Below are 14654 nucleotides of genomic sequence, written 5' to 3'. Positions count from 1 at the left end.
ATTTAAGACTACAGGTGCCCGGCGGCAAGAATAGAAATTTTAGGGAGGAAGACAGGTGGCAGCTAAACAGCTACTTTACGACGTGGACGCCAGGAAGAAATTGCTTAAAGGTATAGAACAACTGGCCGACGTCGTTGCGGTGACCATGGGGCCCACCGGCCGTAACGTTGTGTTGGAAAAAAGTTTTGGCGCACCGACTGTCACGAAAGACGGTGTAACGGTAGCCAAAGAGGTGGAGCTGAGAGACCCGTTTGAGAACATGGGGGCAAAGCTGGTCAACGAGGTAGCCTCCAAGACCAGCGACGCGGCCGGAGACGGCACCACTACGGCAACGGTACTGGCAGCGGCCATCTACAGGGAAGGCGTAAAGTGTATTACCGCAGGCGCCAACCCCACCTCCGTCAAGCGGGGGATTGACAAGGCGGTAGAGATTGTTACGGAGGAGCTGAAGAATCTCTCCAAGCCCGTAAAGGGCCGCTCTGAGATAGCCCAGACAGGAACCATATCCGCCAACAACGACCCCTCCATCGGCAACCTTTTGGCCGACGCCATGGAAAAGGTCGGCAAAGACGGGGTTATTACCGTGGAAGAAGCCAAGGGCATAGAGACCCAGCTTGAGGTGGTAGAAGGGATGCAGTTTGACCGTGGTTACATCTCCCCTTACTTCGTAACTGACGCACAGAAGATGTTGGCGGAATTTGAGGACCCGTACATACTCATACACGAGAAAAAGATCTCCGCCATGAAGGACCTGATTCCCGTGCTGGAAAAGGTCTCAAGCAGTGGGAGGCCGCTCTTGATAATTGCCGAGGATGTGGAGGGAGAGGCGCTTGCCGCACTGGTGGTGAACCGTTTGAGGGGTGTCATCTCCTGCTGCGCGGTGAAGGCGCCCGGTTTCGGCGACAGGCGAAAAGCCATGCTGGAGGACATAGCTATACTGACCAGGGGCAGGGCCATTACCGAAGACCTGGGTGAGAAGCTTGAGGAGATGGACATTTCGGCCATGGGCCAGGCAAAAAAGGTAACTGTGGACAAGGACAAGATCACAATCATTAGTGGCGCCGGTAAAAAAGCCGATATACAGTCAAGGATTACACAGATAAGAAACCAGATAGATGCCTCTACGTCCGATTATGATAAAGAGAAGCTGCAGGAGAGGCTGGCCAAGCTGGCCGGCGGAGTGGCGGTGGTAAAGGTGGGTGCCGCGACGGAGGCTGAGATGAACGAGAAAAAGGCCCGTGTGGAGGACGCGCTTCATGCCACCAGGGCCGCCGTTGAAGAGGGTATCATACCCGGCGGTGGCGTCGCCTATATCAGGGCCATTCCGGCACTTGAGGAGTCCAGAAAGAAATTCAAGGGCGATGAAAAGATGGGGCTTGAAATAGTCACTAGGGCCCTGGAAGCCCCCATGCGCCAGATTGCCGAAAACACCGGTGAAAACGGTGCGGTGGTGGTAGAGACCGTAAAAGGTATGAAGACCAGCATGGGTTTCAATGCAAACACCCTCGCGTATGTCAATATGCTTGAGGAGGGTATTATAGACCCCACGAAAGTAGTGCGCGTAGCGCTTCAAAACGCCGCCTCAATCGCGGGTCTTATGCTCACCACGGAGACGATGGTGACGGAACTCAAGGAAGATGATGAGGAGGGCGCCATGCCGGTAGAGGGCGCAGTGAAATAGTTATTCTGAAACAAGTTTTTCCAAAATTCTGCTTCTAATGAAAAGGCTACTCTGTTTGAGTTTACAGAGCAGCCTTTTTTGTTGTATGGAGTAACAAAAAAGCCTTGTACAAGAACGTGCCGGCAAGCCATCCAAAGCTATGCGTGGGACGGGCAAGCTGGCACGTTACTCAAGCAGATTATTGCAGGTGCAGCGTCCGTTCTCTGAACGGACGAATGCAGGGGCACGGCATGCCGTGCCCCTGCTGTAAAGGTCGTTGTCTACCAAAAAAATTTAACGGCCAGGGGTACTGGACTTCATGAGGAATAGTTTTTTCAGAGCTCTTCAGAATAAACACCCTTGCATTTTACTGTTGTGAAAATATAATTAAGCTTCAAGCAAATCATGCCTATTGTTTGTTCTAACCGTTAACAGGGAAAGACTTATGGCCCGGGTGAGCCAAGAAGATTTTTACAGTATCCTGGACGTAGACAAAAAGGCCTCGCAGGAAGACATAAAAAAGGCCTACCGGAAGATGGCCCTGAAATACCATCCGGACAGAAACCCCGGAAACAAGGACGCTGAGGCGAACTTTAAGAAGGCTGCGGAGGCGTATGAGATACTGGGCGACACGGATAAGAGGGCGCGCTACGACAGATATGGACGCGCAGGCATAAAAGGTGCTGAGGCACACTTCACGTCGTTTGATGAGATATTCGAACATTTTAGCGACGTCTTTGGCGGTGGTAATATATTTGAGGATTTCTTCGGTGCGCGAGCCCAGAGTCGCACCGCTCCGCGTCGCGGCGCGAGTCTGAGGGTTGACGTAGAAATAGACCTGCGTGAGGCGGCAACGGGTGTGGAGAAAACCATCGCCCTGAACAGGCGTGAGCCCTGTGATACCTGTAAGGGTACGGGTCTTAAACCCGGAACGTCTCTCAGGGTCTGTTCCCAGTGTGGCGGCAAGGGGGAGGTCCAGCAGTCACAGGGATTCTTTGTCCTGCGCACCGCGTGCAGCAAGTGTGGCGGGCAGGGAAAGATAATCGAGCACCCGTGTCCGATATGCCATGGCAACGCGCGCGTCGCGAAGAGACATCACATAAAGGTACAGGTGCCTCCCGGTATAGAGAGCGGAGTCAGGCTGCGCGTTGCGGGCCAGGGAGAACCCGGTGAAAACGGCGCGCCGAGTGGAGACCTTTATTGTGACATACACATTAAGCCCCATCCAATCTTCGAGAGACAGGGCAGCGACATCGTCTGTGAACTGCCCGTGAGTTTCACGCAGGCCGCTCTTGGATGTGAAGTTGACGTACCTACGCTGAAGGGAACCGTTATCAAGGTGAAAATACCCGTGGGTACTCAATACGGAGACGTTATCCCGGTGAGGGGAGAGGGTCTTCCTTCCATGCGCGGGTGGGGTAAGGGCCAGCTCCTGGTGCGCGTGGTGGTCGAGACACCGGTTAAGCTTACGGAGAGACAGGAGGAACTTCTCAGGGAGTTTGCGAGTATGGAGAACAAGAGCCTTAGTCCGAAGCAAAAGAGCTTTTTGCGAAAGGTGAAGGAGTACTTCAGGTAATGGTAAAAGAAAAGAAGAAAAGAAGAGAAGAGATGATGGCCGGGCAAACAGAGGCATCCGAAGTTCAAGGGGCGGAAACGGCTCCCGAAGCTGAGACAGCAAAGCTCTCAGAGAAGGAATATTCTGAGCTCAAGAAAAAGGCCGGGGAGAGAGACGAATACATGAACATGCTCCTCAGGGCAAAGGCAGACCTGCAAAATTATCAAAAGCGGGCGAGAAAAGACATCGAAATACAAAACCGTTTAGCGGTTCAAGACGTGATGCGCGCCATTTTACCCGTCCTGGACAATCTTTCAAGGGCCGTGAAGTCTGCGGAAAATTCTGACAAAGGGTCAAAAGGGTCATTGGAAGAATTCCTTCAGGGCGTGGAACTCATCCAGGACCAGTTAATCAAGGTTCTTGACGGTTTCGGGGTCAGGCCCATACACGGACAACAGGGCCAGGCGTTTAACCCCGAGTTACACGAGGCTGTCATGGAGATGGAAGACAACGAGTTTCCCCACCACACCGTTCTTGAGGAGGTCGAGCAGGGTTTCTTTTTGAATGACAACGTTCTGAGGCCGGCAAAGGTTAAGGTCTCTAAAAGGACTGCTGCAGAGGCCGGGAAAAGTACGGCAGAAACAGAAGAGCCTGCGGGAGAAGCCGGTGAGGGCCCAAAAAAATCTCCAGGTGCGCCCCCCGGAGACTCGCGGGGGATGGATACCGGTCCCGAGATGGGCGAAGAAGAGCCTGTCGTGTGACGACATCTGGAACCAGGGACACGGAAACGTTTATGGCCGTGTGCCTAAGTCCTTTTATTTTGATATGATACCCAAGATAGAGTGTCGATACTGTGGTAAGGAATTGGTCTATACGTCAACAAGTGAACTCCCCTTCTTCCCCTTCTGCTCCGAGCGTTGCAAGCTTATAGACCTGGGTAAGTGGGTAGAGGAAGAGCATAAGATAGAAGAGCCTCTGTCGCCGGATAGAGCGGAAGAGACAGATGGATCCGAAGGCGGATAAAATGCTTGGGATTTCGTTGTTGGCGCGTGGTAGAATACGTCCTGTCATCATGTCCTTATTGTTTATTGCTGGCAGAGGCTGATTTGTGCCGTAGGCAGGTTGCACCTGTTCGACAATAAGGCCCTAAAACGCCGAAAATGACGCTTTTCAGTTGTCCCGGTGTTTATCTGTTCAGTAAAAACTCCTTGATTTTCTTGGCCTTTCTGGTTATTTTCCATGCTACAATTTTGCGTTAGTCTGTCCAAAATCTAGCCTGTCCAAAATAAAGGGGTAGAGATGTCAGAGAGGAAAGAGAACTGGCAGGATATGTCTTATGCCTTCTGGGCGGCCTTTGATCTAAAGAGAGTTCTTCTGGGCTTTGTTGGCGTATTGGCGAGTGTGCTTTGGGTGTGCGGTATATTGTGGCCCTTCTCGGTGTTTAAGATCGTTCAGGTGAGCCCGGTGATGGTAGTTGCAAGTTTTCTAAAGCCCCCTGCGGAGGGCGCCGGTGACATATTTACCAGTTTTTCTATGGCTTTCACCTCAGGAAACTGGAAGACTTATATACCCCTCGCCCTCATAATATTTGGTCTGCTTGCCATATGGTCCATCATAGGGGGAGCAATTACTAGAATAGCCTCACTGGAGTATGCCAGGGGCACTAAAGTGGGGCTGGTGGATTCGGTTAAGTACTCGACAAAAAAGTTCTGGTCTTATTTCTGGGGACCGATGGCCCCGTTGGTTGGTGTGTTGTTTTTTGTGCTGCTTAACGTGCTTGGCGGGTTTATCGGACAGGTGAAGTTTTTAGAGGTGTTGGTCGCCATAGGCTTCCCGGTAATTCTTGTGTTCAGTTTTTTGATATTGTTTGTGGGTATAATTGGTGCCGTTGGCGCAGGGCTCATGTTTCCCACAATCAGCGCTGATGGCTCCGATGCCTTTGACGCGATGAGCAGGGCGTATTCCTACGTGTTGTCTAAACCTGCCGGGTTCGTTATTTACTGTGCCTCCGCCGCGGTCTACGGCACCATTTGTGTGTATTTAGTTGCCACAGCCGTTGATCTGCTGATAAGTACGAGTTTTACCACCGTCGGCATGGGTATGGGCGAAAAGTTCCAGGACGTCGTAACGGCCGTTAACGGCCTCACGCACCCGAGCGGCCTTGCCACAAAATACGGCTATATTACACATGCAAAATTTGCCCTCAATGTTTTGGGTTCAAAGACACTGGTCTTCACCGCCATAACACTGGTTTTTTACCTGCTTTTGATTAAGCTAATGGTCTGGGCCGTAGCTGCCGCATTTGTGGGCTCTGCCCAGAGCGTGCTTTATCTGTTAATGAGGAAGGATGTAGACGGCACGGAAGTCGAAGACGTTTATATTGAGGAGACAGGCGCGGATTTTACAACGTCTCCGGCACCTGAGGAGGAGGCACAGCCAGAGGAATCGCCGCCGGAAGAATCGCCACCGGAGGAATCGCCGCCTGGGCCCACGTCTCCGGCTGAACCAGAGGAAAAAAGCGAATAGGAGGGGCAACAGACCTTCCTCGTGAGAGCTATGACAGACAAAAACCCTATAAAATGTCAAATTAGTGCCGACAACGCAAGGTCTTAGCTGGTAAGGGTTTTTAGTAACTCAGGTTGTGAAGTTTTTATTGTATAGTGGTCTTGAAACGTATATGTGGCCGGGTTTCTACGGAACACGCTGCATTTAAGACGCAGTTTGAGCCGGGATACTGAATGATAACAAAACGCAAGGTGATTGGCACCAGAATAAGGCAGATAAGGACCGGCCGCGGCTTCACCCAGGAAGAACTGGGACACAGGGCCGAGCTTCACAGTACCTATGTGGGCGCCGTGGAAAGAGGCGAGGTTAATATCAGCCTTGCGAACCTCGAGAAGCTTGCCGCCGCCCTCAACATCCAGTTGCATGAGATATTTCTTCAAGACGACCTAAGTTCCAACCCGCTGAACGGGCCGGCAGGCTATCTTACAAGGAGTGCAGATCCAGCCGAAAACCCTTTGCGGCAGCTGAGTGATATAAGCAAATGGACGACTAAAATATGTAGAGACCTGGACAAGTTGAACAGCGTTATGAGCAACACCAAGTACTACAGCATTGATGTGCTCGGTAATGCCATAAAGTCGATTATAAGTGCGCTGGAATGTAAAGCGCCCTGGAAGACGGGACACGCGAAGAACGTAGAACTCAGTGCGGGATTGATTGGTGAGTCACTTGGGCTGAGCCCTGACCAAAATAACGAACTAAAATTGGCATCCCTGCTCCACGATATCGGAATATTGCTCAGTGATGATGATGTATGGGAAAAGGCAGGAGCCCTAAGCAAGGATGATTATGAGATTATAAAATCACATCCCGTAAAAGGTGATGAAATCTTGAGGTCTGTTGATGGCTTTGATACAATTTGCCTCGCGATACGTCACCACCATGAGCACTGGGGTGGGGGAGGTTACCCGGACAGTCTGAAAGGGGATCAGATCCCGCTCTATTCGCGGATTATAGCCGTGGCGGAAGTAGAAGATGCGATGACCGCTACTGACCGGCCGTATAGAAAAGGGATGAACAAGAAAGAAGTCGTTCAAGCGTTAAAGGAAAAATCCGGAACGCAACTTGACCCCGATATTGTAAAGGCGTTTCTTAAGATAAAAAGTAATAGCACATCCATCTGACAATTTCCCTTCCTTTTTCTCTTGCCCTGACGTCATAGTCATAATAGCAGGCAGACCTGCGCCACAAGTAGTATTTGAACAAAAAATTCTTCCCTCGCTATCTGACTTCTGACGCATTCACACCAGCCACACCGCAGCGTACAAGGACGTCCTCAATACTTACTTCTTGTTTGATTCGTTTGAAATCGGCCCATTTGGTCATACACTTCTTCCTTCTTTTGCTAAGTGCTACACTTATTAGCAGTTAAAATGAGCTAATCTAATAATAAATTAAAGACGTTTCTAATATTAGCAAGGACGTAAGATCAATTGAATGAAACATAGGGCTGCTTAGCGCAATTAAAAAAGAAGTATCCAACATTGGTTAAGGAAGTAAAATCAGTTAAAGGGGAAATAAGCTCCCTTGATTCCATGGAAAACGAAATAGGGGAAACAAGGAAAACTGTAAATGAACTAGCACCGGCTTTCATGTATAAACAGCTTTTAGGTCTAGCTCAAGACTGCACACGGCAACTGTGAAAAATAACATAGAAGAAAACAGCAAGATAGCTCAGTGGGTGGATAAGCTACTGAGGGCATGCAGCGATTCAGAAGATGCGGCCGGGATTGTTGAAGAATTAACCAGCGGCCCGGTAACGTTCACCGAGGAAGACTTTGCTGAGCACATGAAGATCCATCATCCGGGAGTGTCTGCCAGAGTGGAACTGGAAGACGGGTTTTTAAATCTTCACGCCGGTTTCTCCATATTCAGCCTGACCTTTGTGTGTACCGCGGAGGCCGACCCGTCCGGTAAGATGGCGTACGTGCGCCAGGAGAAGGGCCCCGCCCTAAAGAACTTCCTGGACATCGTGGGAATGTGCGACCGGACAGAATTCCTCAGCTACGATGATTCACGCAGGTCCGTATCGCTGGACCTGTCCAAGATACCTGAGGACGTAAACGTGGTGGCCTTTGAAATAAAGAAGGGCTGTGTAGTAGTGGAATTACGTAAAGAGGTTTCTAATTCTCTCGCCTAACCACCTCATTTGCAGTTTTTGCCTGCGGAGATGTAGCCTGTTGAAGTTAACGGCATTTCCCCCCCCGCTTATTTCTGTTGTAAAATAGATACGCGCCTACTGTAGACAACAGAAACATTATAATCATTACTTAAGACGCTCCCTCCGGAGGTTGCACCGGTATGTCCTAAATGTACTTCAAGATTTTATATCTTGCGGAAGTCTCAATCCGTGAGACAAACGCCGTAAGCGGCCCCTGCATTTTCTCTGTTATTGCCGGGAGAGTCAAGTAAAAAATTCATCGGAACTATTGTACTTGTAAAGACATAAGAGGGTGTGGACGTGCATATTTCCGCTATGGAAGACCGGCATGTAAATCCCTACCGTATCGTTAGTGTTCAGGTATAATATGGGCATGGTTACGAATGGCGTTAAGACTGAGAAGACAGGCGTCACGGAAGGGCCGGGGCGGGACGTCGCCCATACCGGACTCCCTGTCGTGGCAATCGTAGGCCGGCCCAATGTGGGGAAGTCGTCCATATTTAACCGTCTGGCAAGGCGGCGCATAGCCATTGTGGACCCTGAGTGCGGCGTTACAAGAGACAGGGTGTCGACCGAGATGACGCAGGGTGGCAAGAGGTTTGAGCTCATGGATACCGGAGGCATGGGCATCCAGGATGTCGAAGAGATGGCCCGTCATGTTGAGGAGCAGATAGAGATTGCTCTGGAGAAGGCGAGTATATTGTTGTTTGTCGTGGACGTTCGCGACGGGGTTGTTCCCCTTGACGAGATGGTGGCAGATAGACTTCGCCATGTGCACAAGCCTGTCTTGCTGGTGGCGAACAAGGTAGACGATCCGGGACTTATCACCCTCAAGACCGAGTTCTTCAAACTGGGTTTTGGAGAGCCGCTGCCGTTTTCGGCCAAGCAGGGTCTTGGAAGGGCCGAGCTTCTGGGCGAGATTGCGGCCCTTGTCCCATCCGGGGCGGAGGCACCTGACCCGCAGATGAAACTGGCAGTGGTGGGCAGGCGCAACGCCGGCAAGTCAACCCTTATAAACACCCTCGCCCACGAGGAGAGGATGATAGTCAGTGAGATACCCGGCACCACACGCGACTCTGTGGACGTAAGGTTCGAACTGAAGGGCGAGACCTTTGTGGCCATAGACACCGCCGGGGTAAGGAAACAGCGCCAGGTGGAGGGAACAGTGGAATTTTACGGCCTTGTCAGGGCCAAGGGGTCGGTCAGAAGGTCCAACGTGGTGCTGTTACTGCTGGACGCCACCGAAGAGGTCTCACAGGTAGACAAGAAATTGGGCGCATACATCGCCGAACAATACATACCCTGCATCATTGTGATTAATAAGTGGGACCTTGCCGGGAATACGGACACCGCAGAGTTTGTAAAATATGTACGTCACAAGCTCCCCGGGCTTTCTTATGCGCCAGTTTCTTTTATCAGCGCGAAGAACGCGAAGAACGTGGTAGCTACCGTAAAACTGGCCCAGGAACTCTTTCGGCAGGCAAATACCAGGGTCGGCACCTCTGGGTTGAATAAGATACTTGGCGAGGCCCTTTCAGAGCGGTCGTCGAGAAGAAAGCACGGCAGGGTGGGCAAGGTCTTTTTTGCGACTCAGGTAACGGTCGCGCCGCCGACGTTTGTGTTATTTGTCAACCACCCTTCCCTCTTTGACGACGCGTATGTTCGCTATCTCGCCAACAGGCTCCGCTCGGAATTTCCATTCGCCGAAATACCCCTCAGATTCTTCTTCAGGGAGAGGAGGAGGTAGTTCATGGTTGCAATTATTAGTGTTATCTTGTCTTCATTTGTTATGGGTGTTTTACCGGCCCATGCCGCTCAGGGTGGCGAGGGGATACTGGTTCTGGCGCACGGGAGCAAAATTGCCTTGTGGAACGAACAGATCAGGGATGCCGTAGAACCGCTTGAAGAACGCTACAACGTCGACATGGCATTTGGTATGGCAGACCCGAAGACCATTCAGGAGGCCGTAACCAGGCTGGAAAAGAGGGGTGCAATGTCTATAATCACAGTCCCGCTCTTTATCTCGTCTCACAGCCCGATTATCTATAACACAAAACGCCTGCTCGGACTCGACCCTGAACACCCTCAGAGAGAAATAGAGGGTAATGTCAGTTTTACAATGACCGGCGCGCTTGATGCCTCACCCCTGGTCTCTGAAATCGTCCTGGAAAGGGCAAGGGGGCTTAGCGAGGACCCGGCGGACGAGGTGGTCATACTGGTGGGTCACGGCCCGAACGACCCGGAGCTTAACGAGTTGTGGCTCAAGGACATGAGACGAATCGCCCTGTTTGTAAAGGAGGCAGGAGGTTTCAAGGACGTCCTGGTCGCGACGGTGCGGGACGATGCCTCCAGAGAGGTTTGGGAAGAGGCCAGGAGAAACCTGAGGGAGATGGTGAAGCGGTCGGGAAAGGACTCTCGTGTACTGGTAATCCCCTACGTCCTGGCGAGCGGCGGCATTGAGGAGGGTATAAGGGAGAGGCTGGAGGGGCTTGAGTTCCGGTTTGGAAGCCCGCTGCTGCCGCATCCGAACATAACGATATGGATAGAGCAGCAGGCCACAGGCAATATTCGTTAAGTGAAGAGGGTGCGTCGGGTATACCCTATTACTGTAAAGAATTAGGGGTAAGGCAGGTCAAGAAGCCCTGCGGCACCCGCAAAAATACAATTCCAACTGTAGTTGTTCGCCAGAGGCGAATCTGCCTCAGGCACGACCTGATTTATCAGACTTCAAGATACAGCCTGGTATTCACGCCTCATAGGCTCAGCATTCTGCGTGTGACCTCGAAGTATATGAGCAGGCCGGAGAGGTCAAGGATCGTCGCTATGAGCGGCGACGACACGGTAGCGGGGTCCCATCCCAGCCGTCTGAATATCAGTGGTATTGTGGCGCCGAGGATGTTTCCGAACAGTACTACGGCAAGCAGCGCAATCCCCACCGCGAGTCCGGTTGTAGAGTCTCCGAGGGTATGATAGACCTTGAGGTATGCTATACCTCCGAGTATGACCCCCAGTGTGGTTCCTATCCATAACTCACGTCGTATGATCTTCCACCATTCTCCGAGGCCGACCTCGCCTATGGCCAGGGCGCGGATTACCAGCGTCGACGACTGTGCGCCCGTGTTGCCGCCTGAACTGGTGAGCATGGGGATGAAGTAGGCCAGGGCCACGAGGGACGTCAGAGAGGTGGTGTAGTTTTCTATCAGGTCGCTTGTGAACGTCTCGGCGAGTATAAGTATGATGAGCCATGTGCCACGCTTCTTTATCACCTTAAAGAAGTCGGCCTTGAAGTATTCTTCCTCTGGCAGTCGCACGGCGGCCATCTTTTCCATATCCTCGGTGGCCTCTTCTTCGAAGATGTCAATCACGTCGTCAACGGTGACTATACCCACAAGCCGGCCTTCCAGATCAACCACGGGCACGGCCAGGAGGTCGTACTTCTGTATTACCTTGGCCGCCACCTCCTGGTCGTCGGTGGTCTTCACGTAGGAGAAGATGGTATTCATTATGTCGCCCACCTTCTTGGACGGCTGCGCGAGTATTAATTCTCTGAGGGAGACTACGCCTATGAGCTTTCTGGTATTGTCTATCACGTAGCAGACGTATATGGTCTCTTTATCCGGCCCTGTTTCTCTTATATACTCGATGGCCTGAGCGGCGGTCTTATCCGCCCTTAAGGCCACGTAGTCGGTCGTGATGAGTCTGCCTGCGGAGTCGTCGGGGTAGTTAAGTATAAGGTTTGTGACCTCCTTTTCATCGTGCGGCAGCAGGGCCAGAAGTTTCTTGACCACGTTGGCGGGGAGCTCCTCCAGGAGTTGGGCCCTGTCGTCCGGGTCCATTTCCAGGAGAATCTCTTTGACCTTTTGTTCTGTAAACAGTTTTAGGAGTTCCTCCTGCTCTTCCGGCTCGAAGAGGGAGAACACCCAGGCGAGTTTTGCCTTATCCAGGACCCTGAATGCCAGGACCCTGTCGGCGGAGGGCAGGTCTCTCAGGATGTCTACAATGTCGGCCGGGTGCAGCCTGCGGAGAAATTCTCCTAGCTCCTTAAGGTCTCTCTGTTCAATGAGTTCCGTTATCTCCGGGGTGAATATCTTGTGCCACTGCATCTTGCCTCCTTTCCGGGTAAGGGAGTTGGATTATTTTGGGAGCATTGTACAGGAATGGCGGCTACCGGACTACCAAAATGGAAAGAAAAACTTACAGTGGCAACGTGTGGTGTCTAACGTGATTTACGACCTGGAGGGGGGGGGTGGTAACCGGAGGGTCAGCCTTCCGACATCCTTTCCGCGCCAACGAACTTTGCTATTTTCAGGAACACCTTCCCTATGGCGTGACGTTCCATTACAATGGCCTTGTAGTCGCATACCTCGTCGCAGCAGAAACACCCGATACATTTTTCTTTATCCACGCGCGCGGTTTCGCCGGTTCCGGTTGGGGTTATGGCCTGGACGGGGCAGTTCTTGATGCAGGCGTAACACTTTGTGCAGTTGGGCTCGTAAACGGTGGAATACGAGTCGCAGGAAATATCAAAGAACTTTGCGAAGAGGAATCCCGGCAGATAGTTCATGGCGAAGTCCTGGACTGCGTTGCCGGGTTTCTTGAAATCCGGTATCGAGACGTCTTTCAGCCGCTCGCCCTTGATATCAATTTTATTCAGGTCGGCCGTCCCCAGCCCCCTCTCTTGCGCGTATCTGATAGTGGGTATGCCCAGCGGCTCAAAACCAATGATGCTTGAGGCCACGGCGTCCAGGGCAACCCCGTTGTTACTGGCGATAATGAGACCAATTTTCCTCGGGTCGCCTGCGTTGGGGCCGTTACCCTCCATACCCACGATGGCGTCCATCAAGACAAGGTGTGGCACGACCTCTTCATAGATGTCTATCAGGGCCTGGGCGAAGTCGGTGGGTTTGGGGGCCTGTATGTGGACGTCCTTCTTACCTTTTGCGGGTATGACGCCTAGGGTATTTTTTAGCGCCCCCGTATATTTTGTGAGCCCGTGGGTCTTCAGCTTCGGGACGGAGACCACCAGGTCAACGTCCTTCACCGTCCTTGCCATACGGAAGGCCGGAAGGGTCGCGCCGTTGGTCTTCTTGATGTCAATGTGCTTGTCCTGGTCGAAGTTGACCCACTTGGCGCCTGTGTCTTCAGCCACCTTATCGAGTCTTGTGACCCTGAAAGCCTTGTTGGTGGAGCCGTCTCTGAGGCTTCCGCAGGAGTCGCCGATGTAGACCTCGGCGCCCACCTCCTTTTGGAAGAAATCGACCAGCGCCCTTACAACGGCAGGGTGTGTGTTTACCGCGTACTCCGGCCCCAGCGAAGAAGACAGGAGGTTCAATTTGAGCAACACCTTCTTCTTCTGGCCCAGCAGTTTATGGATGCCGTCTACTTGCTCAAGGGTCTGCTTCACCGCCTTGTAGACCTTGGGCACATCATAATTATCGCAGCGGGTTATGGATACGGTTTGTGCTGTGGACACAATGTTTTCCTTAATCAATGGATGGGGAAATTATACTTCTCGATGTGCCGAAAGGCAAGGGAAAGTCACTTGGAGGTGTCCGTGTTATTGTACAGGTCTGGGAAGCTGTTAGTGTCTTCTGCCCTTTGCATGTCTTCCCTGTAGCGCTCCCATTCAGTGGCATTCTTGCGGGAGAGCAGGTTCCTCAATCTGTTCATAGGCCTCCAGAAGTAGTTCACCAGGAAGTATGTCAGTGGCTGGGTCCTTTTGAAGGTCTTGGTGGCCAGCATATAGTCTCCATAAAGCATGTTGTACTTCCACCGTAGAAATTGTATCTCTTCGGAAGAGAGATGGTTAGTCTTTATATTGGCCCAGAAGGTATTGTATCTCCTGTAGTCTTCCTTGTTGGTTATGAGTCCCATCTGGAGCATCTCATCCCTTATCGGGGTCTTGGGATAGGGTGTAAGTATCTGGTCAGCGTAGAAGTCTACATCCAGTTCCTTGAGAAAGCTGTAGTTGTTGGCAATGGCTTCTTCTTTGTCTTCGGGACTGCCCAGGATTATGCCGCCGGTCACCAGCATGTCGTTGTCGTGCAGCATCTTTACCGCCTTGCGCGTACTGTTTATGATGTTGCCCTTCTTCAGCATGCGCAAGTTTTCTTCATCAACGTTTTCTATCCCCAGAAAGACTATCTTAAATCCTGCCCGCGCCATCTTCTTGACGAGTTTCTCCGAGGAGGCTATGCCTGTGCTTGATGCCTGTACTATATAGTTTATATCGTTGTGTCCGGCGTCCGATATGGCGTCACACAGGTCCTCGAACCTGTTGATGTCGAGGCAGATATTGTCATCTGAGATGATGATCCAGCGGGCGCCCAGCTTCTTACAGTTTCCGATGTCTTCTATGACCCGTGGGATGCTGTACGCCCGAAAACTTTTTCCGTACATCTTTTCCATACAGCAGAAATTGCAGGGCATGGTGCAGCCCCTGGACGTCTCTATTATGTCGAGTATCAGTCCGTTATAGTGGTTGCCGGGCCATATCCTCTTTGTCCTGTCGGGGAGGTTCAGTTTGTCAAGGTCTTCCGGCGGCCGGGGGGAGTTGTGGATGAACCCGTCGCCGTTGCGGTACGAGAGGCCGCGTACGGATTCCATACGCCGCTTTCCCTCGATGGAGTCCAACAGCTCAGAGAAGGAAGACTCTCCTTCTCCTCTCAAAACATAATCAAACGGTTTTGTGTCATCGGTGGTACATATCTCGT

General features: G+C 51.8%; 13 protein-coding genes. 10 read left to right on the top strand and 3 right to left on the bottom strand.

What is annotated here, in order from left to right; translation table 11 throughout:
- Window positions 1–55: 55 nt before the first annotated feature.
- From groL to NOU37_08515, 10 genes are all read left to right on the top strand, one after another.
- Window positions 56–1681, top strand: a complete 1626-nt coding sequence (gene groL, locus NOU37_08560) for a chaperonin GroEL (GenBank protein MCQ4575282.1) — start codon at window positions 56–58, stop codon at window positions 1679–1681.
- Between the two features lie 424 nt (window positions 1682–2105).
- Window positions 2106–3236: a molecular chaperone DnaJ gene (gene dnaJ / locus NOU37_08555; protein MCQ4575281.1), complete on the top strand. Its 1131-nt coding sequence runs from the start codon at window positions 2106–2108 to the stop codon at window positions 3234–3236.
- A complete protein-coding gene (locus tag NOU37_08550; protein MCQ4575280.1) occupies window positions 3236–3976 on the top strand; it encodes a nucleotide exchange factor GrpE in 741 nt (246 codons plus the stop codon). The genes dnaJ and NOU37_08550 overlap by 1 nt, the downstream gene beginning before the upstream one ends.
- Window positions 3977–4040: 64 nt before the next feature.
- Window positions 4041–4238 carry a DNA gyrase inhibitor YacG gene (gene yacG / locus NOU37_08545; GenBank protein MCQ4575279.1) on the top strand — a complete coding sequence of 66 codons (198 nt, stop codon included), beginning with the start codon at window positions 4041–4043 and terminating at the stop codon, window positions 4236–4238.
- A gap of 276 nt (window positions 4239–4514) precedes the next feature.
- A complete protein-coding gene (locus NOU37_08540; GenBank protein MCQ4575278.1) occupies window positions 4515–5741 on the top strand; it encodes a hypothetical protein in 1227 nt (408 codons plus the stop codon).
- 212 nt (window positions 5742–5953) lie between these two features.
- Entirely contained in the window at window positions 5954–6904 is a 951-nt protein-coding gene (locus NOU37_08535) for an HD domain-containing protein (GenBank protein MCQ4575277.1), read from the top strand.
- Window positions 6905–7264: 360 nt separating this feature from the next.
- A complete protein-coding gene (locus NOU37_08530) occupies window positions 7265–7423 on the top strand; it encodes a hypothetical protein (protein ID MCQ4575276.1) in 159 nt (52 codons plus the stop codon).
- Window positions 7420–7920, top strand: coding sequence for a hypothetical protein (locus tag NOU37_08525; GenBank protein ID MCQ4575275.1), 501 nt, complete (start codon window positions 7420–7422; stop codon window positions 7918–7920). Before NOU37_08530 ends, NOU37_08525 begins: the two co-directional genes overlap by 4 nt.
- A gap of 394 nt (window positions 7921–8314) precedes the next feature.
- A complete protein-coding gene (der, locus tag NOU37_08520; GenBank protein ID MCQ4575274.1) occupies window positions 8315–9688 on the top strand; it encodes a ribosome biogenesis GTPase Der in 1374 nt (457 codons plus the stop codon).
- A 3-nt stretch (window positions 9689–9691) separates the two neighbouring features.
- The gene (locus NOU37_08515; GenBank protein ID MCQ4575273.1) at window positions 9692–10516 is read left to right on the top strand and encodes a hypothetical protein; all 825 of its coding nucleotides are present in this window, start codon (window positions 9692–9694) and stop codon (window positions 10514–10516) included.
- Between the two features lie 178 nt (window positions 10517–10694).
- On the opposite strand, the gene mgtE is transcribed toward NOU37_08515, so the two are convergent.
- From mgtE to NOU37_08500, 3 genes are all read right to left on the bottom strand, one after another.
- On the bottom strand, window positions 10695–12044 hold the full coding sequence (gene mgtE, locus NOU37_08510; GenBank protein MCQ4575272.1) for a magnesium transporter: 1350 nt from the start codon (window positions 12042–12044) through the stop codon (window positions 10695–10697).
- Window positions 12045–12202: 158 nt separating this feature from the next.
- Window positions 12203–13414, bottom strand: a complete 1212-nt coding sequence (locus NOU37_08505; protein MCQ4575271.1) for a DUF362 domain-containing protein — start codon at window positions 13412–13414, stop codon at window positions 12203–12205.
- Between the two features lie 65 nt (window positions 13415–13479).
- A partial coding sequence (locus NOU37_08500; GenBank protein ID MCQ4575270.1) for a B12-binding domain-containing radical SAM protein occupies window positions 13480–14654 on the bottom strand: 1175 nt, incomplete at its 5' end.

Source organism: Candidatus Bathyanammoxibius amoris, from assembly GCA_024451685.1.
In the GTDB taxonomy this organism is placed as follows: domain Bacteria; phylum Planctomycetota; class Brocadiia; order Brocadiales; family Bathyanammoxibiaceae; genus Bathyanammoxibius; species Bathyanammoxibius amoris.
The sequence above is the reverse complement of the archived record's forward strand: the minus strand, read 5'-3'. Positions and strand labels throughout refer to the sequence as shown.